Here is a 21212-nt window from a genome sequence, read left to right as displayed (position 1 = left end):
TATTGTTGCTTAAGTAACTGGTAAATTGGCTGCCAGAGTCGAAACATCTATGTTACCTCTAGACATAAAAGGAGAGGAATCGTATGAATTTCTTGGTGCGTCAAAAAGCGAGGGAACTTTTAAAGAGCAGTAATATCCTTATAAAAAATAATCCTGTAAGCTTAAGAAATAAATTTTTAGGAAAAGGAAAAAAAGTCACGGTAGTCACTGCTGCATATAATTCTGAAAAATTCATCAGAAAAACGATCGAATCCGTAATCAATCAATCCATGGGTATAGATCAGATTGAATATATCATCATTGATGATTGTTCGACTGATGGCACAAATAAAATCATTCAAGAGTATACAGCTAAATATAAAAATATCTGTTCGGTCACCCTTCAAGAAAATAATGGGTCACCCGGGACCCCGAGAAACATTGGAATAGAATTGGGAACATCCAAATATATAACATTTTTAGACGCGGATGACTGGCTTGCACATGATGGACTGGAAAGCCTCTATAACATCCTGGAGGAAACCGGTGATGATTATGTAGTGGGCAAAACGGTAAAAGTCGAATCAGGGTCAGAGAGTGTTATCGGTGAGTTTGCTTCCATTAAAGAAAGAAGAAGCATAACCCCAATGGATGTTCCGCACTTTTTTTATCATATGGGTCCAACGGCCAGGATGTTGAATCTGCCTATGGTTAAAGAAAATGAAATTGGTTTTCCGAATATGAAATTCGGTGAAGATAAATGGTTTTTCACTGATGTTTTCTTTAAAGTTAAAGCTGTATCAACTACTAAAAAACCTATTTATTATGTCAATAGAACTTCGGAAAACCTCTCTTCTTTAACACGTGTTACCAATGTGTTAGACAAAAGAAAAGCGGATATTGAAATAATAAAGTATATTCAATCCAAGGATGTTGCCATTGATTTGAAAAGGGTGGCTCTAAATCGGATTTATGAGTACGATGTTGTAAAAACATTCGACAGTCAAACCTTTGTGAATTCCAAGAATAAAGAAGATTTTATAGAAATATTAAGGGAAGCCGTCGAAACTGCGAAAAACTTGTCATATGACTTCAAGAATGAATTTAAAGTACCTATTTATAAATTAGCACTTGAATTATTCATGGAGGATCGCATTGATGACTTCGTAAAGTTGTTTGAATGGTTAAAGCGAGATTCCAATAAAAAATATTATATAAAAGATGGTTTACCTTATTATGAACTTCCTTTTCTGGAAAGTGAATATCGCTTTGTCAGGATACCGATGCTTGCCCGTGCACTGGATTCTTATATTATGGATAATGTCTACCACCAAAGTTTTGAGATTTATGGTGATGATATAAACAATATAGATTCTGTATTGATACGAGATAGAACAAGAATCGACAATGAAATCAATTGCGGAGTCCAAATAGAAGGTAATAGAGGCCATTTCACTGTTTCATTAGAGGAAATTGATAAAATGGAAAATTCCTTATTTACGTTGTTCATTCGCTACAATGATTATCAATTGGTGAATATTAAAAGGATCCTGAAAAATAAGATGACGTATAATAAGAGAAATGTCGAGTTTTATACAACAGTGGCAAATAATTTGGGACTGGCAATCAAGTCTTTGGAGTAGCTGTTAGAAGTACACCAAAATAAGCTCTCCCTTCTATTGGGCGAGCTTATTTTTAATTTTATTAGCAGGTTCCATTATCATTAATCAATAAAAAGGGAGATCGGATATGTCAAATGAAAAAATACAAACCTCAAAGAGACCTTCCTTTCTATCGCTAGTTAAAAATAAGGCTAAAGCAATTATTTTAAGAGGATATAAAATGGCTTTTTCATTGGCGGGCACAGTATTGCCAGTGGACCGGAAGCTTGTTATTTTTGAGAGCTTTTTGGGCAAGCAGTATAGCTGCAATCCCCGGGCGATTTATGAATACTTGCAGAGTAACCATCCTGAATATAAAATGTATTGGAGCGTAGATAAAAGATATACGGCTCATTTCGAAGAGGCAGGCATCCCATATCTCCATCGTTTTTCATTTAGTTGGCTGCTCAAAATGACAAGAGCCCATTATTGGGTAACGAACAGCAGGCTCCCGCTTTGGATTCCGAAGCCGAAGCACACGATCTATTTGCAAACGTGGCATGGGACTCCATTAAAGAAACTTGCGGCAGATATGAATGAAGTTCATATGCCTGGAACAACGACGGATAAATATAAAGAAAATTTCCATGCCGAATCAAGTAAATGGGATTATTTAATTTCACCGAACGCTTATTCAAGTGAAATTTTTGCCCGTGCCTTCAATGTCGATACTGCTAAAATTCTGGAAACCGGTTATCCTCGCAATGATATACTTTACAATGGGAATAATCGTGATACAATCGACTCATTGAAACAGAAGTTGGGTATACCAATAGAGAAAAGGATCGTTTTATATGCCCCAACTTGGAGGGACGATGAGTTTTATAGCAAGGGAAAATATAAGTTTGAAATAAAACTCGATCTGGATCGAATGAAACAGGAATTGGGGGAGGAGTATGTCATTTTGCTCCGTCTTCATTACTTGGTTTCCGAGAACTTGGATTTATCGGCGTATCAAGGATTCGCCTATGATTTATCCAGTTACGAAGATATTAGCCATTTGTATCTTATTTCGGATTTATTAATAACCGATTATTCATCCGTATTCTTTGATTACGCAAATTTACAGCGTCCGATGCTTTTCTATGTATATGATATTGATAATTACAGGGACAAGCTTCGCGGGTTTTACTTTGATTTTGAAAAGAATGCACCTGGTTTGTTAGTAAAAACATCTGATGCGGTCATTGATAGTATCAAGACGATGAAATATGAAAATACCTATGATATCAATCATTTTCACGAGCGGTTTTGTGCACTCGAGGATGGCCAGGCTTCACGCCGTGTCGTAGAAAAAGTGTTTTTAGGAAGGTCTGTGTAATTTATGAGTTCAGCTTTGACCGTTTTAAAAGAACAGTTCAATAATTTTTATTTGGTAAGGCGTTTATCTGTTTATGAGATGAAAAGTGCCAACAGCAATAACTACTTGGGAATCCTATGGGAAATCATCAATCCGATGATACAGATTGCGATTTATTGGTTTGTATTCGGCTTTGGTATCTTAAATCGCGGGGAAGAGTTCCTTCCATGGCTGATGGCAGGGATCGTTGTCTGGTTCTTTGTGAATCCGGCCATAACCCAAACGTCCAAATCCGTCTATTCCCGACTGAATATGGTATCCAAGATGAGCTTTCCGATGAGTGTCATTCCATCGTATGTCATTTTTGCCAAGTTGTATCAGCATTTCATGCTGCTGGGAGTCATCATCATCCTATTGGGTTTTACTGGATACCTCCCTACGCTTTACATCTTGCAACTGCCGTATTATGTTGTCGCGACGGTCTTGCTGTTATTTTCATTTGGATTAATTACTTCAACAATATCAACCATTATTCGAGACGTTCATAATTTAATCATTTCCGTAATGAAAATTATGTTTTATTTAACACCAATCCTTTGGGTATTGGATGCAAAGGACCACCCTGTAATAGTCAGCATCATGAAGCTGAACCCTCTATATTATATTGTGGAAGGGTATCGAGCTTCATTGTTGGGGGAATCATGGTACCTGATAGCCCATTGGGAATATACGCTTTATTTCTGGGCAGTCGTTATCATCTTGTTTTTGATAGGTTCCTCGCTGCATGTCAGGTTTAGAGATCGCTTTGTTGACTTTAAGTAAACTGGAAGTGAGAAAAGTTGGAAAAATCGGTAATAGTCAAAGATATAACGAAAAAATATAAATTATATAATAAAAACTCGGAAAAATTATTGGATCTGCTTTTGCCCAAAAGCTATGGGGAAGAGTATTTTGCTCTGAGGAATGTAAGCTTTGAAGCAGAAAAGGGCGATGTAATAGGATTTGTCGGGGTCAACGGATCAGGGAAATCCACATTGTCCAATATTATTGCAGGCATTATCCCGCCTACGGACGGAAATGTCCAAACTAACGGGAAAACGGCCTTGATTGCCGTTGCCTCAGGCCTGAATAATCAGTTGACGGGAAGAGAAAACATCGAGCTGAAAATGCTGATGCTTGGATTCGATAAAAATAAAATCAAAGAACTTGAGCCTGAAATCATCGAGTTTTCAGAACTGGGTAAATTCATTGACCAACCGGTGAAATCCTACTCAAGCGGCATGAAGTCCAGGCTTGGTTTTTCCATTTCCGTGCATATCGATCCAGATATCCTGATTATTGATGAAGCCTTATCAGTCGGGGATAAAAACTTTGCTGAAAAATGTTTGGAGAAAATGAACGAATTTAAGGCAAAGGGCAAAACGATGTTCTTTGTCAGCCATTCAATCGGTCAGATGAAGAAATTTTGCCAAAAGGCTTTATGGCTTGAATATGGAGAGTTAAAGGCATACGGTGCCATGAACGAAGTAATGCCGCAATATGAAGCATTCTTAAAAGAATATAACGCCATGTCTAAACAAGAACAGAAAAAATACCGTGAAGAACAAATGAAAAGGCGCAGTTCCGCACTGGTATGAAGGTGAAAAGCAGACCCGGGCTTCGGGTCTGCTTTTTTTAGTGAAGCACTTCATCATAAGCTTTCTCAAACCGCTCGGCAGCTGAAAGATGGGAGTATTCGCTTTCCATTTTATATCTTGCTTTCGCAGCTAACTTTGTTGCATATTCAGGATCATTAAGCAGGATGGAGATGGCTTGGGCAAGAGCTTCTTCATTTTTTTCCGCTACTAACAGACCATCTTCACCATCAATGAGAATCTCCTTTAAACCTCCGATTGCACTTGCGATGACGGGTGAGCGGCAACTCATCGCTTCTAAAGCAGAAATGGAAGTCGCTTCTTCCACCCCGTGGGAATGAACGCTTGGGATGAGTACGATGTCCGATGCTTCATAGAGGTTATGCATTTTCTCGAACGGCACTGAACCGAGGAAAAGTACGGAAGCGGATATTTTGAGCCTTGTGGCGGTTTCCTCAAGCCGGCTTCGCTGTTCACCCGTACCTGCATAGACCAATACTGTTTCAGGATGGTTTTCCAGCACCTCAGGGAGAGCAAGGAGCGGGTAGATGACACCGTTCTTTTCCGTCATTCTTCTCGGAACGAAAAGCATCTTTTTATGCAGGGGTATTTGAAAGTCCCGGCGGGTTTGCTCCCGCTTTGCCATTTCCGGTTTGAAAGCAGTCACGTCAATGAAGTTCTTGATCGTATCCGCCTCTATATGTGCCAAATGATTTATATAGTCTTTGATCCTTTGATCGACCGTCACGACTTTTGCAGCAGACTGATATGCTTTTCTTTCTAGCTCCCTAATGATCAAATCTTCTTCACTATCCGGAAGAAGGGCGCCCCTGCTGACTGCCTCGAATGAATAATAACCATGGACGGTTTGCACTGTCGGTATCCCGGATTCGATGGAGGCGAGCGTTGCGAAAATGTCTTGTGCATTAATGACATCATAGTTCTTTTTCAAGGCTTTAATAGATGAAGCCAATAATTTTTGGCGTTGCCGGTCATTGAAAAGCTGGCCGCTCCCCTGTTTAACTTTATTTAATAAAAATCCTGGAGCCTGGGCAAGCATCTTCCTCTTGAATGGTGGTAATTGAGAGAAAGATAATATGTCCACATTATGGCCCCGCGACATTAAACCCTTCTTTAACGTAGTGATATGACTCGATAGCCCTCCTTCATGAGGGTAGTTGAAAATCGTTGTGATTAAAATGTTCATAATGGCACTCCTTTTTCTAATGTATTACTTTGATGATCTGATTCTTTTCAGCGCTTGCAGACTGCTTACTTTAAAAAGAATGGATAATGCGAGATATAATCCGAATACCAGCAGCGAGATGATCACTAATTCCATGATGATGGGCAACGTTAGTGTAAGCGGATGGATCCAGAGAGCGATTCCGTAAATGATGGTTCCGATGATGGTAAGCTTGCTGCTTTCCTGAAAAACACCCCTGAAAGCGGCCTTGTCCGCTCTTTCTGTCTTTAACCATAGGTAGCTGAAAAGGTAGAGAGATTGCAGGAGCATGGAAATGCCCGATGCTAATGCGATTCCACCGACGCCGAGATAACGTGATAGGACCCAGCTGATCAGGACGTTAAGTAATACGGCAATCAGGCAGGAATACATCGCCACTTTCGTTTTCTTCAAGGCGTAGTAGGCGTTCATCAAATAATCCCTCAGTGCAAAGAACGGGAGGCAAGCTGAATAAAAGATGAATGCCCTATAAGTCATTTCGGTAGCTGAAGCATCGAAAGCGCCGCGTTGGAAAGCCAGAGTGATTAAGCTGTTTCCGCTGATTAACATGACGACCATCAACGGAATCGCTAAAAATAATAGTGATTTCAATCCCTTTAAGGTCAAATTAAGGAAAGATTGATAGCCTATAAGCGCGCGCTCGACGATTGAAGGATACAATACGGTAATCAGCGGCGTGAGGACAATGCTTAATGGCAGCCACAGCAGGCGATTCGCATAGTTCAGGGCCGATACGCTTCCGGTTTCGAGCGAGGTCGCAATAATCCGATCGACGACACTATTCAACTGGATTGCCAAAGCGGCGATGATGATTGGATAAAAGGTGAACAGTGTTTGTACGATCTGCCTTTTATGAGGCAGGAAAGAGACGATGGGCCGGATTCCGTATTTCTTCAATGATGGGTATTGAATAAGGAACTGGCTTGCTGCACCGAACACAAATCCCCAAGCCAATCCTTCAATCCCAAAGGGAGCAGCGAACAATACAGTGGCTGCGATAATGACCGTGTTCTGTGCAGTTGAAGTGAGTGCCGGCAGAATAAAACGCTTATTCGCATTCAGGACCCCCGTCGCCATGTATGACAGCGTGAAAAATAGTAAACTTGGCAGCATGATCCGGGTCAGTGATTCCGTAAGGGCAAGCTCTGAATCAGAGAAACCCGGGGCAGTCAACATGACAAGCGGCTTTATGAAAATCATGCAGGCAATGGTCAGGACTCCGGCTACCAGCATAAAGAAGGAACCTAAAACACTGATGAATTCATCAGCTTTCAACGGGTTATCCGCCTTCTTTTCCAAGTAAATGGGAATGACGCCGGCCTGAAGACCGCTGCCGAGAGCCGTAAAAAGAATGGTTGGTATGAGGCTTGCCACGAAAAAAACATCTGCCATTGATGATGCCCCGAAATAGGCGGCTATGATCGACTCCCGCCCGAATCCGAGGACTTTTCCAATGGCTGCAATAATAGTGACGAGCCCGACCGATTTAATGACATGTGAAAGAGTAGGCATATTTTCAATCCTTTAAAATGATTTCCTTCTGTAAACAGAATCCCAAACAACTATAAAATATCAGCGTAAACGTTTTATCTTCGAGAATATTGTAGAAAAGTCCTGCTAATAATGCGGCCAACATCAGGCAGATGGTGAACGCGGCTAAAGTGCCATTTCCCGATTTTAGGATTTTACGGCAGGTGAAAAAGATGAATGCAAGAACCGCAAGAAAGCCCAGCACACCAGTTTGGACCAGAATCTGGATATATTGATTATCGGTATACATTCTTTCACCAATTTGGTATTCCTGATAGATTGGTGAGGAATAGGAAAGTGTAGCAGAGTCTCCGAAGGTTGCTAACCCGGTGCCGATTATCGGGTGATCTTTGAAAATTTCAATTCCCTTGATCAGGACATATAACCGACCCCATTCTGTACTTTGGTGCAGAGTCTTATCAGAGAACATTTCTGAAAAACGACTGGAGAGGGCATGTTCGTGCTCGGAAGAGGGGGTGCTGCCGATTACCACATTTTCCATGGGAATCGATGCGGATACCTCCACTTTACTTGATGCAAATAAAACTGGGTAATAAATAAGAAGCAGGCCGAGACAAAATGCTCCTACAGCATATTTGAGAAATGGTTTATTTTTGGTCCATATTATAAAGATAAGCGCCGCGAACCCGAATGCAATCATCGTGCCCCGTGAATAGGTAAGCAGTAACGTTCCGGAAAGCAGGATGGCAGCCAGAAAGACAATCCATTTATATTTTTTCAGCGACTGAAATAGAAAGAAACTAAGGAATAACTGGATGCTTAAGAATAAGGCAAATACATTGGGATTGGCAGGTGCTCCATAAATCCTCATCCGGTTTGTTGGAGAAAGATTCCACATTTCCCATGAGTGTGGAAGCAGGATCGTACGTAAAAAGATTTTCTCCACTATGCCATGCAGGCAAAGTAAGATTGTAAATATTAGGATAACCTTCAAAAAGAGAAAGATATCCTTTCTTTCTAGATTTAATTCACCGATAATGTAAAGAAGCAAGAATGTAATAAGCAATGCACGAAGTTCAAATAGGATGGGGAGAATTCCCACTCCGTTTATGAGTGCAGCTGCGGCACCAATTAAACAAAACAACCAAAATGGCGCAGTAAAATGATATTTCGAAAATTGCCATTCGTTCTTTTTGAATCTTTCAATAAGCAAAGAAATGAATAAGGTGAGGATGATCAGGTCACCTGTATAGGTTAAGCCGCTATTCAGTTCCATCAATAAGGGACGGGCAGGGAAATAAATGAATAGAATTAATAACAGGTTTTTTTTATTTATACCGATAAAAACGAGCATCAACGCCGTTGCCATGTAACCGGCGATAGGGTGAGGCACTGCCGATGGGACGAGCAGGCACAGCAATAGAATGGGTAACGATTGTTTTTCTATAAACTTCAATTGATTAACCACCTTTGAATCAAAAATCACGTTCTATGATGTGTATGAAAAAATTTCTTGAATAATACCCCACCCTTTAGATGTATAGTACATATGAAAGGCTGAAGTGAAATGACAGAAAAGTTTGTTGAGATACTATCCATTCCATTCATTGATAGCAATATGGATGAATTCATGAATGGAATGATATATCCCAGATTGATGAATCAGGAAAAAACGTTTGTCGTTACGGCAAATCCGGAAATAGTTGAGTATGCAAATGAACATCAGGATTATAAAGACATCATTTTATCTGCTGATTACATCACTCCGGATGGCGTTGGTATTATTATGGCCTCTAAATGGCTAAATCAACCTTTACAAGAGCGGATTACAGGATTCGACTTGATGAATGAATTATTTCGGGTCGCTGAAGAAAAAGCGCTGAAGGTATACCTGCTTGGAGCGGAGGAAAACGTGATTGAAGCAGCGGCCCTGAAAGTAAAAGAACTATACCCGGGTCTCGAGTTGGTGGGATACAACCATGGTTACATTGATATCAAGGATGATATCCTGCCTAAGTCGATAGCGGAACTTGAACCTGACATCATATTGACTGCATTGGGGTTCCCCAGGCAGGAAAAATGGGTTTCCAGGCACTATGCGTTATTCAATAAGGGGTTATTCATGGGAGTTGGGGGAAGCTTTGATGTCCTCGCGGGAAAGGTGAACCGCGCCCCGGTTTTCTGGCAAAAGATGCGTCTTGAATGGTTGTACCGACTTATCCAGCAACCTTCACGGTGGAAACGGATGCTTGCGCTGCCAAGGTTCGTATTAAAGGTTAGGCGGCTAAGGAAATCGGTGCAGCGTTCCTGAACATAAGGAGTGGACTGGATGAGGATCTTGCATTTAAACGCTGGTAATGAAACTGGCGGCGGTATGTTTCATATTATGTCCTTACTGAACCAATTGAATAAAGAGGAGTGTTTGCTTGGTTTATTTGAAGATGGTGAACTTTACCGGCGGGCCATGTCCTCCGGGATACAAACCGAACTTTTCAAACAACATTCCAAATTTGACCTTTCAATTTTGAAACCTTTACGGGACTTTATCCGTCTAAATAATATAGACATCATCCATACACATGGTCCGCGGGCGAATATATATGGTGCCTTTATAAAGCGCCTCTTTAAATGCCCTTGGCTTCTTACTGTTCACAGTTCACCTCATCATGATTTTTTGGGGCAGGGTGTAAAAGGGAAATTGTTTACGCGCCTTCATGTAAGGTCATTTCAATATGCCGATCATATACTTGCAGTTTCCGACCGCTTTAAGCAGGACTTGATTGACCAAGGAATCCATTCGTCCAAAATAACAAAGATCCTAAACGGAATTGACTTTGAAAAGGAATTGCCTTTCCCGTTTCAAAGAGAAGACTTCGGTTTTGGGAAAGATGATTTCATCATCATCATGCCTGCAAGGCTTGAACGTGTGAAAGGTCATGAAATTGCTTTAGCGGCATTAAGTGAAGTGGTATCGGAATTCCCCCATGTGAAGCTGATCCTTGCAGGGGACGGGAGCAGGAGATCCGCTCTGGAAGAGATGGTCTCGGAAAAGGGATTATCCGATCATGTGTACTTTTTAGGGTATCGTGAAGATTTAGATCGAATCTACCCGTTGGGGGACATCACATTATTGACTTCCTTAAGCGAAAGTTTTCCACTCGTTTTACTTGAAGGAGCAAGATCGGGTCTTCCGGCAATCACTAGTGATGTCGGCGGTGTACAGGAATTGATTCCCGATCGGGGCAAGGGCTGGATAACGGATATCGGCAATGTCGAACAGCTGAAACTGGCCATCTGCAATGCTTTGGAATTAAAAAAATCCGGGGACTTGACAAAGATAGGGCTGGATTTACAAAAATTTGCAAAAAACAACTTTTCTATAGAGATTTTAGCCAATAACGTATATAATGTTTATTTGAGGATGAAAAATTAAAATAAGCATTTATATATAGGTTTTCTTATAGATCGTAACGGGTATTAGATTTTTAGTTGAATTGAGGTGGTTCTTGATGTTAATAGGGGCCTTGTTGGTAGCCTTTTTATTATCCATTTTTTTGACTCCTTTTGTCGGAAAGCTGGCCTTTAAATTAGGAGCTACCGATAAACCGAATGAGCGAAAAGTGCATAGTAAAATTATGCCGCGCATGGGCGGTTTAGCTATATTTTTGAGTTTTTTCATTACCTTCTTGCCCTTCTTGCTTTTCATGGATGATTTTGGGGAGCAGCTGCCCCTTCTTGTGGGAGCCCTTGTCATCATATTGATCGGGATGGCTGATGATATTTTTGAATTAAGAGCTGCACCCAAATTCCTGGGCCAGGTTTTGGCTGCCCTCATCATCGTATTATGGGGCGGTCTTGAAGTGGAATTCATCAATTTGCCGTTCTTTACCGATACACTTGAATTTGGTGTTTTAAGTATACCGATCACCATTTTGTGGATTGTCAGCATCATTAATGCAATCAACCTAATAGATGGATTGGATGGTCTTGCAGGCGGTGTCTCGACAATCGCATTAGTGACAATTGCAACAATGGCCCTTATTAAAGGGGACCTATTTGTTGCCATGGTCGCATTGATCGTGATTGGAAGCACTCTTGGCTTTTTGAAGTATAACTTTCATCCGGCAAAGATTTTCATGGGAGATACAGGCGCATTATTCTTAGGTTACATCATTGCCGTTCTGTCCCTGCTAGGGTTTAAAAACGTTACGATGATTTCATTGATCGTACCGATTATCATTTTGGGTGTTCCCATTTCGGATACATTTTTCGCGATCATCCGCAGGGTCGTCAATAAACAGCCGATCTCGGCTGCTGATAAATCCCATTTACATCACTGTTTGATAAATTTGGGATTCACTCATAAGCAGACTGTCTTGCTCATTTACGCTTTAGCTGCTTGCTTTGGTTTAGCGGCCATAATCTTTTCATTTGCAACGATGTGGGGAGCATTGATCCTAGTAACGGGACTTCTGCTGATTATAGAAATTTTCGTGGAGAAAATTGGTTTGGTCAATTCAAACTATCAGCCGTTGCTCAAGATGCTCAACTTTAAAAACAAGCCATGATCGTTTTGGAAATAGATTGCTAGATTAGCTAATTTTGCTAGTGGATATATGAAAAGCCACCAATCGTTTAATGTAACGGTTGGTGGCTTTTTTGCTACTAACTGGAGGGGCTTGATCGTATTAAGGCTATCTGCGCAAAGATAACGCAGATAGCCTTAAAAAAGAAAACCCCCACTTCATGACGAGTGGGGGTTTCACTTTATTCTTGTATTTGTGATTGAACTGCTTCAGTTTGATTGCCTTCATTCGGTCCCAGGTTCAAGTGGGATTGAAGCAAGAGCCTAGTGTTAGCTAATGATGTTTCGTTCAGCTGATAATAATAGGTTCCGCTAATGGTGGAATCCTGACCTTCAAGTTTGATAGTTTCAAGATTGAGGCCTTTATCGGTAGTTACATATTTTATGAAACCTCTCATTTGTGAGAATTGAAGGTTCGTTGTCATATTGTCACCGACAGCTTCCATTACGTCTGTATATTTCGTTAGTGATCCAGCAGTGGTTGCTTTGGCGATGATGGCTTTTAGGACTTCCTGCTGACGCTCGCCGCGTTGGATATCACTGTCCTTTTTACGTGTCCGTGCAAAGGCTAATGCTTCTTCACCATCAACGGTCTGTAATCCTTCTTCGAGATGGATGGCATTCTTTTTGTCATGTGAATCGATTTCATTTATTTCATAAGGGACGTCGACTTCGATACCATCCAATGAATCAACGACATCGATGAAAGCATTAAAGTTCATGCGAACATAATAATCGACAGGGATATCTAGTAACTCCTCTACGGTGTCCATCGTCGCTTTTGGTCCGCCGGCTGCATGGGCCGCGTTGATTTTCGTGGTTACGCCTTTGGCTGGCACGTACACATATGAATCACGTGGAATGCTTAATAGTTTTATAGATTTTTGATCTTTATTGAATGTGGCCAGAATTAAAGCATCCGAGCGGGAATTTCCTTTTAGGTCACGGTCCTTACTATCATCGATTCCTATGAAAAGGATCGAGAAATTATCCTCGAGCGGGTCGATCGCTTCACTTCGCTTTGCTGATGCTTCCACGGGGTCATATGAATCATTGAAAACATTCTGGGCTTTCATATACAGGGTTGCAGCATACGTAGAAGCACCCAGACCGAGTACCAGCAGGGGAACAAGCAATAACCAAAGCCTCTTTCGCCTTTTTTTCTTTGTTTTTTTAATTTTATAAACACGCCTAGTAGTAGACATCTTTTTCTTCTCCTTTTAAATAACGAACATCAGACATATATCGCTATTTTTCGAATCCTGCAGTTTATATTTCGTCATATATTACACCTAATTTTACAATGATTTAATAATTTCGTAAAATAAATATTTCTTTTCAATTATATTACAGCATAAAAAAGGAAAAATATGCAGGAGTATATCAGGCGAATTCCTCTTCCAAATAAAGCATCTCTTCCTCAGTGATGTGGCCTTGACCATTTGTCAGCTCTGTCATCCAAGCGGTATATGTCTCTTTTTGTGTTTCCTCAACATATACAAGGATATTGACCTGATCAAGGTACTGAATTTCCTTTATTTGATAAATGGAAGATCGCAATTCGTTTTCCAATTTTCCAAGCCAAGTATAGTCGACGGTTGTCGAAATCACCCGCATTAGTTTTCTAATGACCACACCAGTGGTATTTATTCCTTCTGAAGTCGCCTTGCTGTAGGCGCGAATGAGACCGCCAGCACCAAGTTTGATGCCGCCAAAATACCGTGTTACCACAACAGCGGTGTCTTTCAGTTCCTTTTTCTTAAGCACTTCTAGGATAGGGACGCCTGCCGTTCCGCTAGGTTCCCCATCGTCGAGGGCTTTTTGGATTTGATTTTGTTCCCCGATCATATAGGCTGAACAATTATGTGTGGCATCTTTGTGCTTTTTCTTGATTTCCTGGATAAAGGCCTGTGCGGCATCTTCGGTTTCGACCCGGGCGATGTGGGAAATAAAACGGGATTTTTCAATGACGATTTCGTGTTCGCCGCGACCTGTCACCGTTAAATATTTAGTGAGCATTGCTATTCCACCTTCGTACTTCCTATTAGTTGATTTATTATAAGGCTTTGCGGAAAAAGTGGCAATGTCGATTCATTTACATAACGCATGTGTAAAGAAACTTTAATATAAGATAAAGATGTACGTGTTATAATTAATTTCATTGCCTGTTATTGTTATTAGCTGGTCATATATGCTTAAAAGAATAACATTGTAGGAAAAACATGAGTTCTGTGCCATTATACTGGCTTTACCTTAACGTGTCCTCTCATTTCAAGGATTTTGCCATTTAATAAATGCATCTGTTTCATATGATAATCAATGAAGCGGAATATCCCATTTGATTGAAAAGGATAATTTGTATTAGGATAATAGAAATGGCTTTCTGCCTTTAATAGGCAGACTTAATGGCCGGAATATGAGATGTATAGTAAATATGTACATTTTATGGAAATCGTAAAAGGAAATTAACGTATTTTTAATCTTTTTTTGGTACAATATGTTCATGAAGGTTACTTCATACAAAAGTTTCCTGAAATTTAACCATTCATGAAAAAGGAAAGAACTTTTTTCCATATACATAGTCTTTAAGACAATAAATTGTTTAAGTCTTTTGATTTAAGTGGAGGGATCTTAATGTCCATAAAAAAGGTTGATGCTAAAGCATTGGACAAGATCTTGGAAACAATGGTGAGCACTGTCAGTGAAAGTAAGGATGAAGTCTTTGATATCGGCGAACAATGCCGAAAGGATTTCGAGTCATTATCAAAAGAGCTTGATGATGTGAAAATCAGGGTTGCCATTGTGATAACCGATAGCGATGCACTGGATTCGAAAGCCAGGTTTGCTCGAAAAAGGCTTTCAGAAGTCAGTATGCACTTCAACCATTTTTCTGAAGAACAGGTGCGCGATGCTTATGAAAGGGCACATAAGCTGCAAGTCGATTTACAAATTAACCGGCAATTGGAGAAAGAGCTCCGTAATCGCCGGGATGAGCTTGAGTTAAGGTTAAGGGGTTTACAGCAGACGATCGATAAAGCGGTGCATCTCGTCTCGCAAATATCGGTAGTACAGAATTATTTGACACAGGATCTTAAATTTGTGGGGGAAGCCCTTCAAGAAGCGAAACGCAAACAGGACTTCGGCCTGAAAATAATCGAAGCCCAGGAGCAGGAACGTAAAAAGCTCTCACGTGAAATTCATGATGGTCCGGCGCAAATGCTGGCAAACGTCATGATGCGCTCAGATCTGATAGAACGGGTGCAGCGGGAGAGAGGACCTGATGAAGCGTTAGTGGAAATCCGCAGTTTAAAGGTCATGGTCAGGAGTGCTTTATATGAGGTGCGCAGAATCATCTATGACCTTCGCCCTATGGCGCTTGATGATTTAGGCCTTGTACCTACCCTCAGAAAGTACCTGCAAACGACCGAAGACTATAATAATGGCGTGAATCTGAATTTCGTCAACCTTGGACAGGTCAAAAGGCTTCCTTCCGATATGGAGGTCGCTTTATTCAGGCTGGTTCAAGAGGCTGTACAAAATTCATTGAAGCATGCGGACCCAAAACAGATTCAAGTTAAACTGTCCATTTCCAAGGAGATGGTGACCGTCGTCGTCAAAGATGATGGAAAGGGGTTTGACTCTTCGATTCAAAAAGAAGGTTCATTTGGCTTGGTAGGAATGAGAGAAAGAGTCGAGCTGCTGGAAGGTGAAATGACGATAGATTCACAACCAGGTGCAGGCACTTTAGTATTTATACAAATTCCCTACCATATATAAACTATAGAAAATAGACATTTTAAATAGAAACTAGGAGGAAGAAGCCGTTGAAGACTAGTATCATCATTATCGATGACCATCAGCTTTTCCGTGAAGGCGTAAAGCGCATATTAGATTTTGAATCATCCTTTGATGTTGTTGCCGAGGGTGATGACGGAAGCGAAGCTATGGATCTCGTTGAAACACATAAACCTGATGTTGTTATCATGGATATCAACATGCCGAACATGAATGGGGTCGAAGCGACAAAAATGCTCGTGAACCGTTATCCTGAAACAAAAGTCATCATCCTTTCCATTCATGATGATGAAAACTACGTACAGCACGCCTTGAAAACAGGAGCACAAGGTTACCTGTTGAAAGAAATGGACGCAGATGCGTTGATTGATGCTGTACGTGTAGTCGCTGAAGGCGGCTCATACCTACATCCGAAGGTGACCCATAACTTAGTTAAAGAATATCGCCGCTTGGCAGCTGAAGAGGGTGCTGATCGTGATTCCGTACATACAATAGAAATCAGGAGGCCGCTTCACCTATTGACTCGACGCGAATGTGAAGTGCTCCAACTTTTAGCGGATGGGAAAAGCAACCGTGCCATCGGCGAAACTCTATATATCAGTGAAAAGACAGTCAAGAACCATGTAAGTAACATTCTTCAGAAGATGAATGTGAATGACCGTACACAAGCGGTTGTCCTAGCTATTAAAAACGGCTGGGTAGAAGTGAAGTAATAAGCTATCGATAAGTCCGGCCCTTCAGATTCCGCAATGCGTGCTGAAGGGCTGGATTTTTTGTTGGAAGGATGATTAGGTGATTTCATATTTTTGGTAATGAAGAAAGTAATTTAATGCAAATAAAGGCATTTTCAGATAGAATGGTGAATATGATACGAAGTAAATTTTTATAAGGATGGTACTATTATGAAAACCGCAGTCGTAACAGATAGCACTGCATATATACCTGAGGAAATACGTGATCGTTTACATATACATATGATGCCGCTTAATGTCATTTTTTCCAATGAAGCATATCGGGAGGAAGTTGATATTACTGCGGATGAGTTTTATGAGGAAGTAAAGAGGCAGGAGAAATTGCCGACCACTTCACAGCCCCCGATCGGGAAGTTTGTCGAGAATTTCGAGGAGCTGCAAAAAGAATATGATGATGTTATTTCAATTCATTTATCAAGCGGCATCAGCGGAACGTTTCAAGGAGCGGTATCGGCGGGTGAAATGGTCGAGGGAATTAAGGTTCATGCCTTTGATTCGGAAATCAGCTGCATGGTACAGGGGTTTTATGTGATCGAGGCGGCAAAGATGGCACTTGATGGAAAAGGGGCAGAAGAAATCATGGCCAGGCTCGAAGAAATGAAGCCATCGGTCAGGGCATACTTCATGGCAGATGACCTATCCCATCTGCAGCGCGGCGGCCGCTTAAACAGTGCCCAAGCATTGATTGGCAGTCTGCTTCAAGTGAAGCCGGTTCTCCATTTTGTTGATAAGGTCATCGTCCCATTCGAAAAAATCCGTACAAGAAAAAAAGCGATGAAACGGATTGCCGATTTGCTTGGAGAAGACGCGGCGAGCGGCGAGAAATATAAAGCCGTCATCATTCATGCAAAACGGGAAAGTGAAGCTAAAGACTGGAAAGCGGAACTTGAAGGTCGGTTCCCAAATGTCGAGTTCGACATCAGCTACTTCGGTCCAGTAATCGGGACGCATCTCGGCGAAGGCTCGATGGGGATGGGCTGGTATAAAATTTAAGCTATAACGCCTTTCGAAAGTGGAAGGCGTTTTTTATCGAACAAAAAGGAATCCGGAAGTAAAAAGCGAATGATAAGGGAGAGCGTAATTTATCAAGAAATGGAGGTTGCAGTTTGGAAAAAATGAGCATTTCCCCCCTTTATTCCCCGGAACTTCAGAACCATCTCACCGGAAAACATCTTTTGGCATTCGAAATCCCCTTCTCTCAAGAACTCCTCGCAGAGCACCTCAAGAATGGGTATGTCTCGGAAACTTGCGGCGTGCAATCCGGGAACGGCAGTTATCGCTGTGTACGCTGCGGTAACAAAAATCAAACTTTGTTTTATACATTCCCTTGCAAGATTTGCGATCAAGATTGCACTTACTGCCGTTCATGCATCATGATGGGACGGGTCAGTGAATGTGCAAAGTTATATAGGTGGACCGGACCCGGCATTCAGTTTAAGATTCCTGACAATGTGATGAGGTGGGCAGGCACTTTATCGGCAGGTCAACAAACTGCCTCTGACTGTGTCGTTGAAGCCGTAAACGGAAAAGATGAACTCCTCGTATGGGCTGTATGCGGGGCAGGAAAGACGGAGCTCCTATTCCCGGCAATTGAGGCAGCCTTGCATGCCGGGAAACGGATTTGTTTGGCAACTCCGCGGACCGATGTCGTTCTCGAACTCTCCCCAAGGTTAAAAAAAGCCTTTCCTGCCATTGAAGTCACGACCCTCTATGCCGGCAGTGCCGATCGACATGTTTTTTCGCCACTAACCGTTTCCACGACACATCAGCTTTTCCGTTTTATTGAAGCTTTCGATGTCATCATCGTTGATGAAGTCGATGCGTTTCCCTACTCAATTGATGATTCGCTGCATTATGCGGTTAATAAATCGAAAAAGGTTTCTGCGGCAACCATCTACTTGACCGCCACACCTTCGAAACGGATGCAGCGCCTATACCGAAGCGGCAAATTGAAAGCCGTCATAATCCCGGCCCGTTATCATCGTCAGCCAATCCCTGTTCCTGAAATGAAGTGGAGCGGCAATTGGCAAAAATTATTTCTTCAAAAAAAGATTCCCCCCGCAATCAACGGATGGGTAAGTGAACGCCTTAAGCAGAATATCCCCTTCCTCTTGTTCTTTCCAAGCATTAGAGTGATGGAGCAGGTCATTCCGCTGTTTCAAAAGCTGTCCCCAAAATTATCGATTGTCCACTCCCGGCACCCCGATCGAAAGGAAAAGGTAATGGCACTAAGAAATGGATTGGTTCCAGGATTACTGACCACGACCATCCTGGAACGCGGCGTGACTATTGAGCGGTTGGAGGTAGCCGTGATCGGTGCTGAACATGAAGTGTTTTCTGATAGTGCCCTCGTTCAGATTGCCGGGAGGGTAGGGAGAAGTTTTGCTAACCCTGCCGGAACGATCACCTTTTTTCATTACGGTAAAAGTAAAGCGATGGTCGAGGCGGTTCAACATATACAAATGATGAATAAAGATGCCATGAAAAGGGGGCTGCTTGATGAATAGATGTCTTGTTTGTGATGAAGGAATGAAGCAGGCATTGACATGGAGGAGCTTGCTTAAGCAGGCCGAGTACAGGGCGATCTGCGCAGGGTGTGAGGGGAAACTTGATAGGATTACCGGAGAAACATGTACAATGTGTTCAAGGGAGCTTGGCGGGGGGCATATTACCGGTGACCTCTGTCTAGATTGTTCAAGATGGGAAAGGAATAGGGAGTGGCATGGCTATTTGTCGAAGAACATATCGCTATTTCATTATAATGATTACTTAAAAGATATTATTGCTAAATATAAGTACCGTGGGGATTATGCATTAGCTGAGGTTTTCGTCCCTTTCTTGAAAGAAAGGTTAAAAGACATGGAGTTTGACCTGGTAACGGCCATCCCGCTTAGTCATGAACGGCTTAAGGAGCGGGGATTCAACCAGGGACAGGCTTTGGCAGATTCTCTTGGACTTCACACGGTGGAGATCTTGACAAGAATCCATACGGAAAAACAATCAAAAAAATCACGTCATGAGAGGATGTCTCTACCGCAGGTTTTCCAGGTCATGCAATCAGCTTTGCTGGAGCATAAATCTATTTTGATTCTCGATGACATTTACACGACAGGCACAACTCTCAGGCATGCAGCCAAAGCCTTGGTAACGGCTGGGGCCAAAGAAGTATCATCCATCACCTTGGCTAGGTGAAACAGCTTATTTTATTAAACATCCTAAAGTATCGCCGGGATTATTCGATATATACAGTACTGAAGAATAATCGCTGTGATGGTGAAGGAGGGGCCCCGATGGAAGTTTTCAACTGTCCAAACTGTAATTCGTTATTCGTTATGACGAAATTCCGTGATGTATGCGATGCCTGTTATAAAGAAGAAGAAGCCCAATATGATAAAGTGTATGCATATATTCGCAAGAAAATAAATAGAACGGCGTCCATGATGCAGGTTGTCAATGACACCGGCGTTGAAGAAACGTTAATTATTAAATTTGTGAGAACGGGAAGGCTGGCGCAGTTTCCCAATCTAGGAATTCCATGTGAAAAGTGCGGTGCTAACATTAAGAGCGGAAGGTTATGCGGCAAATGCGGCGATTCAATGAGGTCGGATTTGCAGGCATTTGAAAATGAGGAAAAGCGCCTGACTGAAATTCAAGGAAATGATAAAAAAAATACGTACTACATGAAGGATGATCAAAAAGGATAAATCATGGAAACATGATGCGGTATTTGTTAAAATATTCGATATTGAGAACAAAATTCGACATTGGGTGTCGAAGGAAAGATTACAGGAAACAATTAAAGAAATCCATTCCTTGTCGATAATAAAGATAGGGAGAATAACACAGTCCAGAGCCATTTTCATGTGTTAAGGAATCGAAACATTATGATTTATAAAATCGACCGAAGGAGAGGATCTGGAATATGAAAATCAATAACGTCGGTATGACAGGTGTTAACCCTTATAATCTTCAAGCCAATAAAACGGGGAATATCAAAGAATCCAAGGTCAAATCCTCGGATAAAGTTGAAATTTCTTCAGCGGCAAAAGAAATGCAGCAATCATCACCGTTTCTTGCTGCAAGACAAGCAAAAGTGGACGAATTGAAAATCCAAGTTGAAAAAGGAAATTATAAATTGAATGCACAAGCAACGGCTAAGGGTCTCATTGATTTTTACCGGAAATGAATTTTCAATGAAAAAGCTTGAATGAGTGGACGGAGCCATTTTCCGTCCTTCATTTCTGAAAGGAGGAGGCAGCAAAATGTCTGCACGGAACATCATCGGATCGCTTGAAAAATTGATTAAGCTTCATAAAAGCTTCAATCAATTAGCGATAAGAAAAACGGCCATTTTGAAAGCGAATGATACCGAGGCAATTACTGCCCTGCTGATTTCGGAACAAAAGCATATTAAAGCGATCAGTCAGACGGATAAAGAAAGAGAAAGGGCAGTCGAGGAATTTCTTGCAGCCAGTGGAACGGTGGGACAGCCTGCCTCCATCCATACCATAACGGAACTGACAGGACCTGAAGAAACGGAAATCCTTGAAATGCTAAAAGCGGAATTGCTTGATGAAGTGGCAAAGCTGAAGGAGCGGAACGGTTTAAATCAGCAATTGATCTATCAGTCGCTTCAATTCATCAATGTCTCCTTGGATACACTGAGACCGCAGCACCAGAACCTGAATTATGGGGATTCGGTTAAGAAAACGGCCAAAATCGGCATGGGCATGTTTGATTCCAAAGCATGATAAGCAGAAAAAAGATGG

At 41.6% G+C, this 21212-nt stretch carries 19 protein-coding genes and 1 pseudogene; 15 read left to right on the top strand and 5 right to left on the bottom strand.

What is annotated here, in order from left to right:
- Positions 1-83: 83 nt before the first annotated feature.
- From J7E52_RS20350 to tagH, 4 genes and pseudogenes are all read left to right on the top strand, one after another.
- Positions 84-1622 (top strand): glycosyltransferase family 2 protein, encoded by a 1539-nt coding sequence (locus J7E52_RS20350; RefSeq protein ID WP_214750262.1) that lies wholly within the window; start codon positions 84-86, stop codon positions 1620-1622.
- 133 nt (positions 1623-1755) lie between these two features.
- Positions 1756-2961, top strand: a pseudogene (locus J7E52_RS20345) (CDP-glycerol glycerophosphotransferase family protein); the annotation flags it as partial.
- A 3-nt stretch (positions 2962-2964) separates the two neighbouring features.
- Positions 2965-3762, top strand: a complete 798-nt coding sequence (locus J7E52_RS20340) for an ABC transporter permease (RefSeq protein WP_214750260.1) — start codon at positions 2965-2967, stop codon at positions 3760-3762.
- A 17-nt stretch (positions 3763-3779) separates the two neighbouring features.
- Positions 3780-4577 carry a teichoic acids export ABC transporter ATP-binding subunit TagH gene (gene tagH / locus J7E52_RS20335; RefSeq protein ID WP_214750259.1) on the top strand — a complete coding sequence of 266 codons (798 nt, stop codon included), beginning with the start codon at positions 3780-3782 and terminating at the stop codon, positions 4575-4577.
- Between the two features lie 37 nt (positions 4578-4614).
- Here the strand turns inward: tagH and J7E52_RS20330 are convergent, their stop codons facing one another.
- Genes J7E52_RS20330 through J7E52_RS20320 form a run of 3 tightly spaced genes read right to left on the bottom strand, consistent with a single transcriptional unit; the run spans position 4615 to position 8767 of the window.
- Positions 4615-5781 (bottom strand): glycosyltransferase family 4 protein, encoded by a 1167-nt coding sequence (locus J7E52_RS20330; protein ID WP_214750258.1) that lies wholly within the window; start codon positions 5779-5781, stop codon positions 4615-4617.
- A gap of 24 nt (positions 5782-5805) precedes the next feature.
- Positions 5806-7332 (bottom strand): murein biosynthesis integral membrane protein MurJ, encoded by a 1527-nt coding sequence (murJ, locus tag J7E52_RS20325; RefSeq protein ID WP_214750257.1) that lies wholly within the window; start codon positions 7330-7332, stop codon positions 5806-5808.
- A 4-nt stretch (positions 7333-7336) separates the two neighbouring features.
- Positions 7337-8767: an O-antigen ligase family protein gene (locus tag J7E52_RS20320; protein ID WP_214750256.1), complete on the bottom strand. Its 1431-nt coding sequence runs from the start codon at positions 8765-8767 to the stop codon at positions 7337-7339.
- 111 nt (positions 8768-8878) lie between these two features.
- On the opposite strand from J7E52_RS20320, the gene J7E52_RS20315 reads away from it, so the two are divergent.
- The 3 genes from J7E52_RS20315 to J7E52_RS20305 all read left to right on the top strand — a co-directional run bounded on the left by J7E52_RS20315 (position 8879) and on the right by J7E52_RS20305 (position 11879).
- The gene (locus J7E52_RS20315) at positions 8879-9622 is read left to right on the top strand and encodes a WecB/TagA/CpsF family glycosyltransferase (RefSeq protein WP_214750255.1); all 744 of its coding nucleotides are present in this window, start codon (positions 8879-8881) and stop codon (positions 9620-9622) included.
- An 18-nt stretch (positions 9623-9640) separates the two neighbouring features.
- Positions 9641-10744, top strand: a complete 1104-nt coding sequence (locus J7E52_RS20310) for a glycosyltransferase family 4 protein (RefSeq protein WP_214750254.1) — start codon at positions 9641-9643, stop codon at positions 10742-10744.
- Positions 10745-10820: 76 nt separating this feature from the next.
- Positions 10821-11879, top strand: a complete 1059-nt coding sequence (locus J7E52_RS20305; RefSeq protein WP_214750253.1) for a glycosyltransferase family 4 protein — start codon at positions 10821-10823, stop codon at positions 11877-11879.
- 199 nt (positions 11880-12078) lie between these two features.
- Here the strand turns inward: J7E52_RS20305 and J7E52_RS20300 are convergent, their stop codons facing one another.
- Both J7E52_RS20300 and J7E52_RS20295 read right to left on the bottom strand, forming a co-directional pair.
- Positions 12079-13101, bottom strand: a complete 1023-nt coding sequence (locus J7E52_RS20300; RefSeq protein ID WP_214750252.1) for an LCP family protein — start codon at positions 13099-13101, stop codon at positions 12079-12081.
- A gap of 178 nt (positions 13102-13279) precedes the next feature.
- Positions 13280-13915 (bottom strand): YigZ family protein, encoded by a 636-nt coding sequence (locus tag J7E52_RS20295; RefSeq protein ID WP_214750251.1) that lies wholly within the window; start codon positions 13913-13915, stop codon positions 13280-13282.
- Positions 13916-14530: 615 nt separating this feature from the next.
- Between J7E52_RS20295 and J7E52_RS20290 the strand changes: the two genes are divergently transcribed.
- The 8 genes from J7E52_RS20290 (at position 14531) to J7E52_RS20255 (ending at position 21194) form a co-directional block, all read left to right on the top strand.
- The gene (locus J7E52_RS20290; protein WP_214750250.1) at positions 14531-15673 is read left to right on the top strand and encodes a sensor histidine kinase; all 1143 of its coding nucleotides are present in this window, start codon (positions 14531-14533) and stop codon (positions 15671-15673) included.
- A gap of 47 nt (positions 15674-15720) precedes the next feature.
- Entirely contained in the window at positions 15721-16404 is a 684-nt protein-coding gene (locus tag J7E52_RS20285; RefSeq protein WP_101223770.1) for a response regulator, read from the top strand.
- Between the two features lie 189 nt (positions 16405-16593).
- A complete protein-coding gene (locus J7E52_RS20280) occupies positions 16594-17436 on the top strand; it encodes a DegV family protein (RefSeq protein WP_214750249.1) in 843 nt (280 codons plus the stop codon).
- Between the two features lie 122 nt (positions 17437-17558).
- On the top strand, positions 17559-18950 hold the full coding sequence (locus tag J7E52_RS20275) for an ATP-dependent helicase ComFA (RefSeq protein WP_286197954.1): 1392 nt from the start codon (positions 17559-17561) through the stop codon (positions 18948-18950).
- On the top strand, positions 18943-19635 hold the full coding sequence (locus J7E52_RS20270) for a ComFC family protein (protein WP_214750248.1): 693 nt from the start codon (positions 18943-18945) through the stop codon (positions 19633-19635). The genes J7E52_RS20275 and J7E52_RS20270 overlap by 8 nt, the downstream gene beginning before the upstream one ends.
- Positions 19636-19733: 98 nt before the next feature.
- The gene (locus J7E52_RS20265; protein ID WP_214750247.1) at positions 19734-20147 is read left to right on the top strand and encodes a TIGR03826 family flagellar region protein; all 414 of its coding nucleotides are present in this window, start codon (positions 19734-19736) and stop codon (positions 20145-20147) included.
- Between the two features lie 218 nt (positions 20148-20365).
- On the top strand, positions 20366-20629 hold the full coding sequence (flgM, locus tag J7E52_RS20260; protein ID WP_214750246.1) for a flagellar biosynthesis anti-sigma factor FlgM: 264 nt from the start codon (positions 20366-20368) through the stop codon (positions 20627-20629).
- Between the two features lie 76 nt (positions 20630-20705).
- The gene (locus J7E52_RS20255) at positions 20706-21194 is read left to right on the top strand and encodes a flagellar protein FlgN (RefSeq protein WP_214750245.1); all 489 of its coding nucleotides are present in this window, start codon (positions 20706-20708) and stop codon (positions 21192-21194) included.
- Positions 21195-21212: the final 18 nt, after the last annotated feature.

Origin of the sequence: Bacillus sp. ISL-34 (assembly GCF_018613325.1) — a bacterium.
Taxonomy (GTDB): Bacteria; Bacillota; Bacilli; order Bacillales; family DSM-1321; genus Peribacillus.
The sequence above is the reverse complement of the archived record's forward strand: the minus strand, read 5'-3'. Positions and strand labels throughout refer to the sequence as shown.

Bases quoted from the DNA above. Each gene is read 5' to 3' on its own strand.
- J7E52_RS20350 (WP_214750262.1), top strand. From the start codon at position 84: ATGAATTTCTTGGTGCGTCAAAAAGCGAGGGAACTTTTAAAGAGCAGT.
- J7E52_RS20340 (WP_214750260.1), top strand. From the start codon at position 2,965: ATGAGTTCAGCTTTGACCGTTTTAAAAGAACAGTTCAATAATTTTTAT.
- J7E52_RS20330 (WP_214750258.1), bottom strand. From the start codon at position 5,781: ATGAACATTTTAATCACAACGATTTTCAACTACCCTCATGAAGGAGGG.
- murJ (WP_214750257.1), bottom strand. From the start codon at position 7,332: ATGCCTACTCTTTCACATGTCATTAAATCGGTCGGGCTCGTCACTATT.
- J7E52_RS20315 (WP_214750255.1), top strand. From the start codon at position 8,879: ATGACAGAAAAGTTTGTTGAGATACTATCCATTCCATTCATTGATAGC.
- J7E52_RS20310 (WP_214750254.1), top strand. From the start codon at position 9,641: ATGAGGATCTTGCATTTAAACGCTGGTAATGAAACTGGCGGCGGTATG.
- J7E52_RS20305 (WP_214750253.1), top strand. From the start codon at position 10,821: ATGTTAATAGGGGCCTTGTTGGTAGCCTTTTTATTATCCATTTTTTTG.
- J7E52_RS20300 (WP_214750252.1), bottom strand. From the start codon at position 13,101: ATGTCTACTACTAGGCGTGTTTATAAAATTAAAAAAACAAAGAAAAAA.
- J7E52_RS20295 (WP_214750251.1), bottom strand. From the start codon at position 13,915: ATGCTCACTAAATATTTAACGGTGACAGGTCGCGGCGAACACGAAATC.
- J7E52_RS20290 (WP_214750250.1), top strand. From the start codon at position 14,531: ATGTCCATAAAAAAGGTTGATGCTAAAGCATTGGACAAGATCTTGGAA.
- J7E52_RS20280 (WP_214750249.1), top strand. From the start codon at position 16,594: ATGAAAACCGCAGTCGTAACAGATAGCACTGCATATATACCTGAGGAA.
- J7E52_RS20275 (WP_286197954.1), top strand. From the start codon at position 17,559: ATGAGCATTTCCCCCCTTTATTCCCCGGAACTTCAGAACCATCTCACC.
- J7E52_RS20270 (WP_214750248.1), top strand. From the start codon at position 18,943: ATGAATAGATGTCTTGTTTGTGATGAAGGAATGAAGCAGGCATTGACA.
- J7E52_RS20265 (WP_214750247.1), top strand. From the start codon at position 19,734: ATGGAAGTTTTCAACTGTCCAAACTGTAATTCGTTATTCGTTATGACG.
- flgM (WP_214750246.1), top strand. From the start codon at position 20,366: ATGAAAATCAATAACGTCGGTATGACAGGTGTTAACCCTTATAATCTT.
- J7E52_RS20255 (WP_214750245.1), top strand. From the start codon at position 20,706: ATGTCTGCACGGAACATCATCGGATCGCTTGAAAAATTGATTAAGCTT.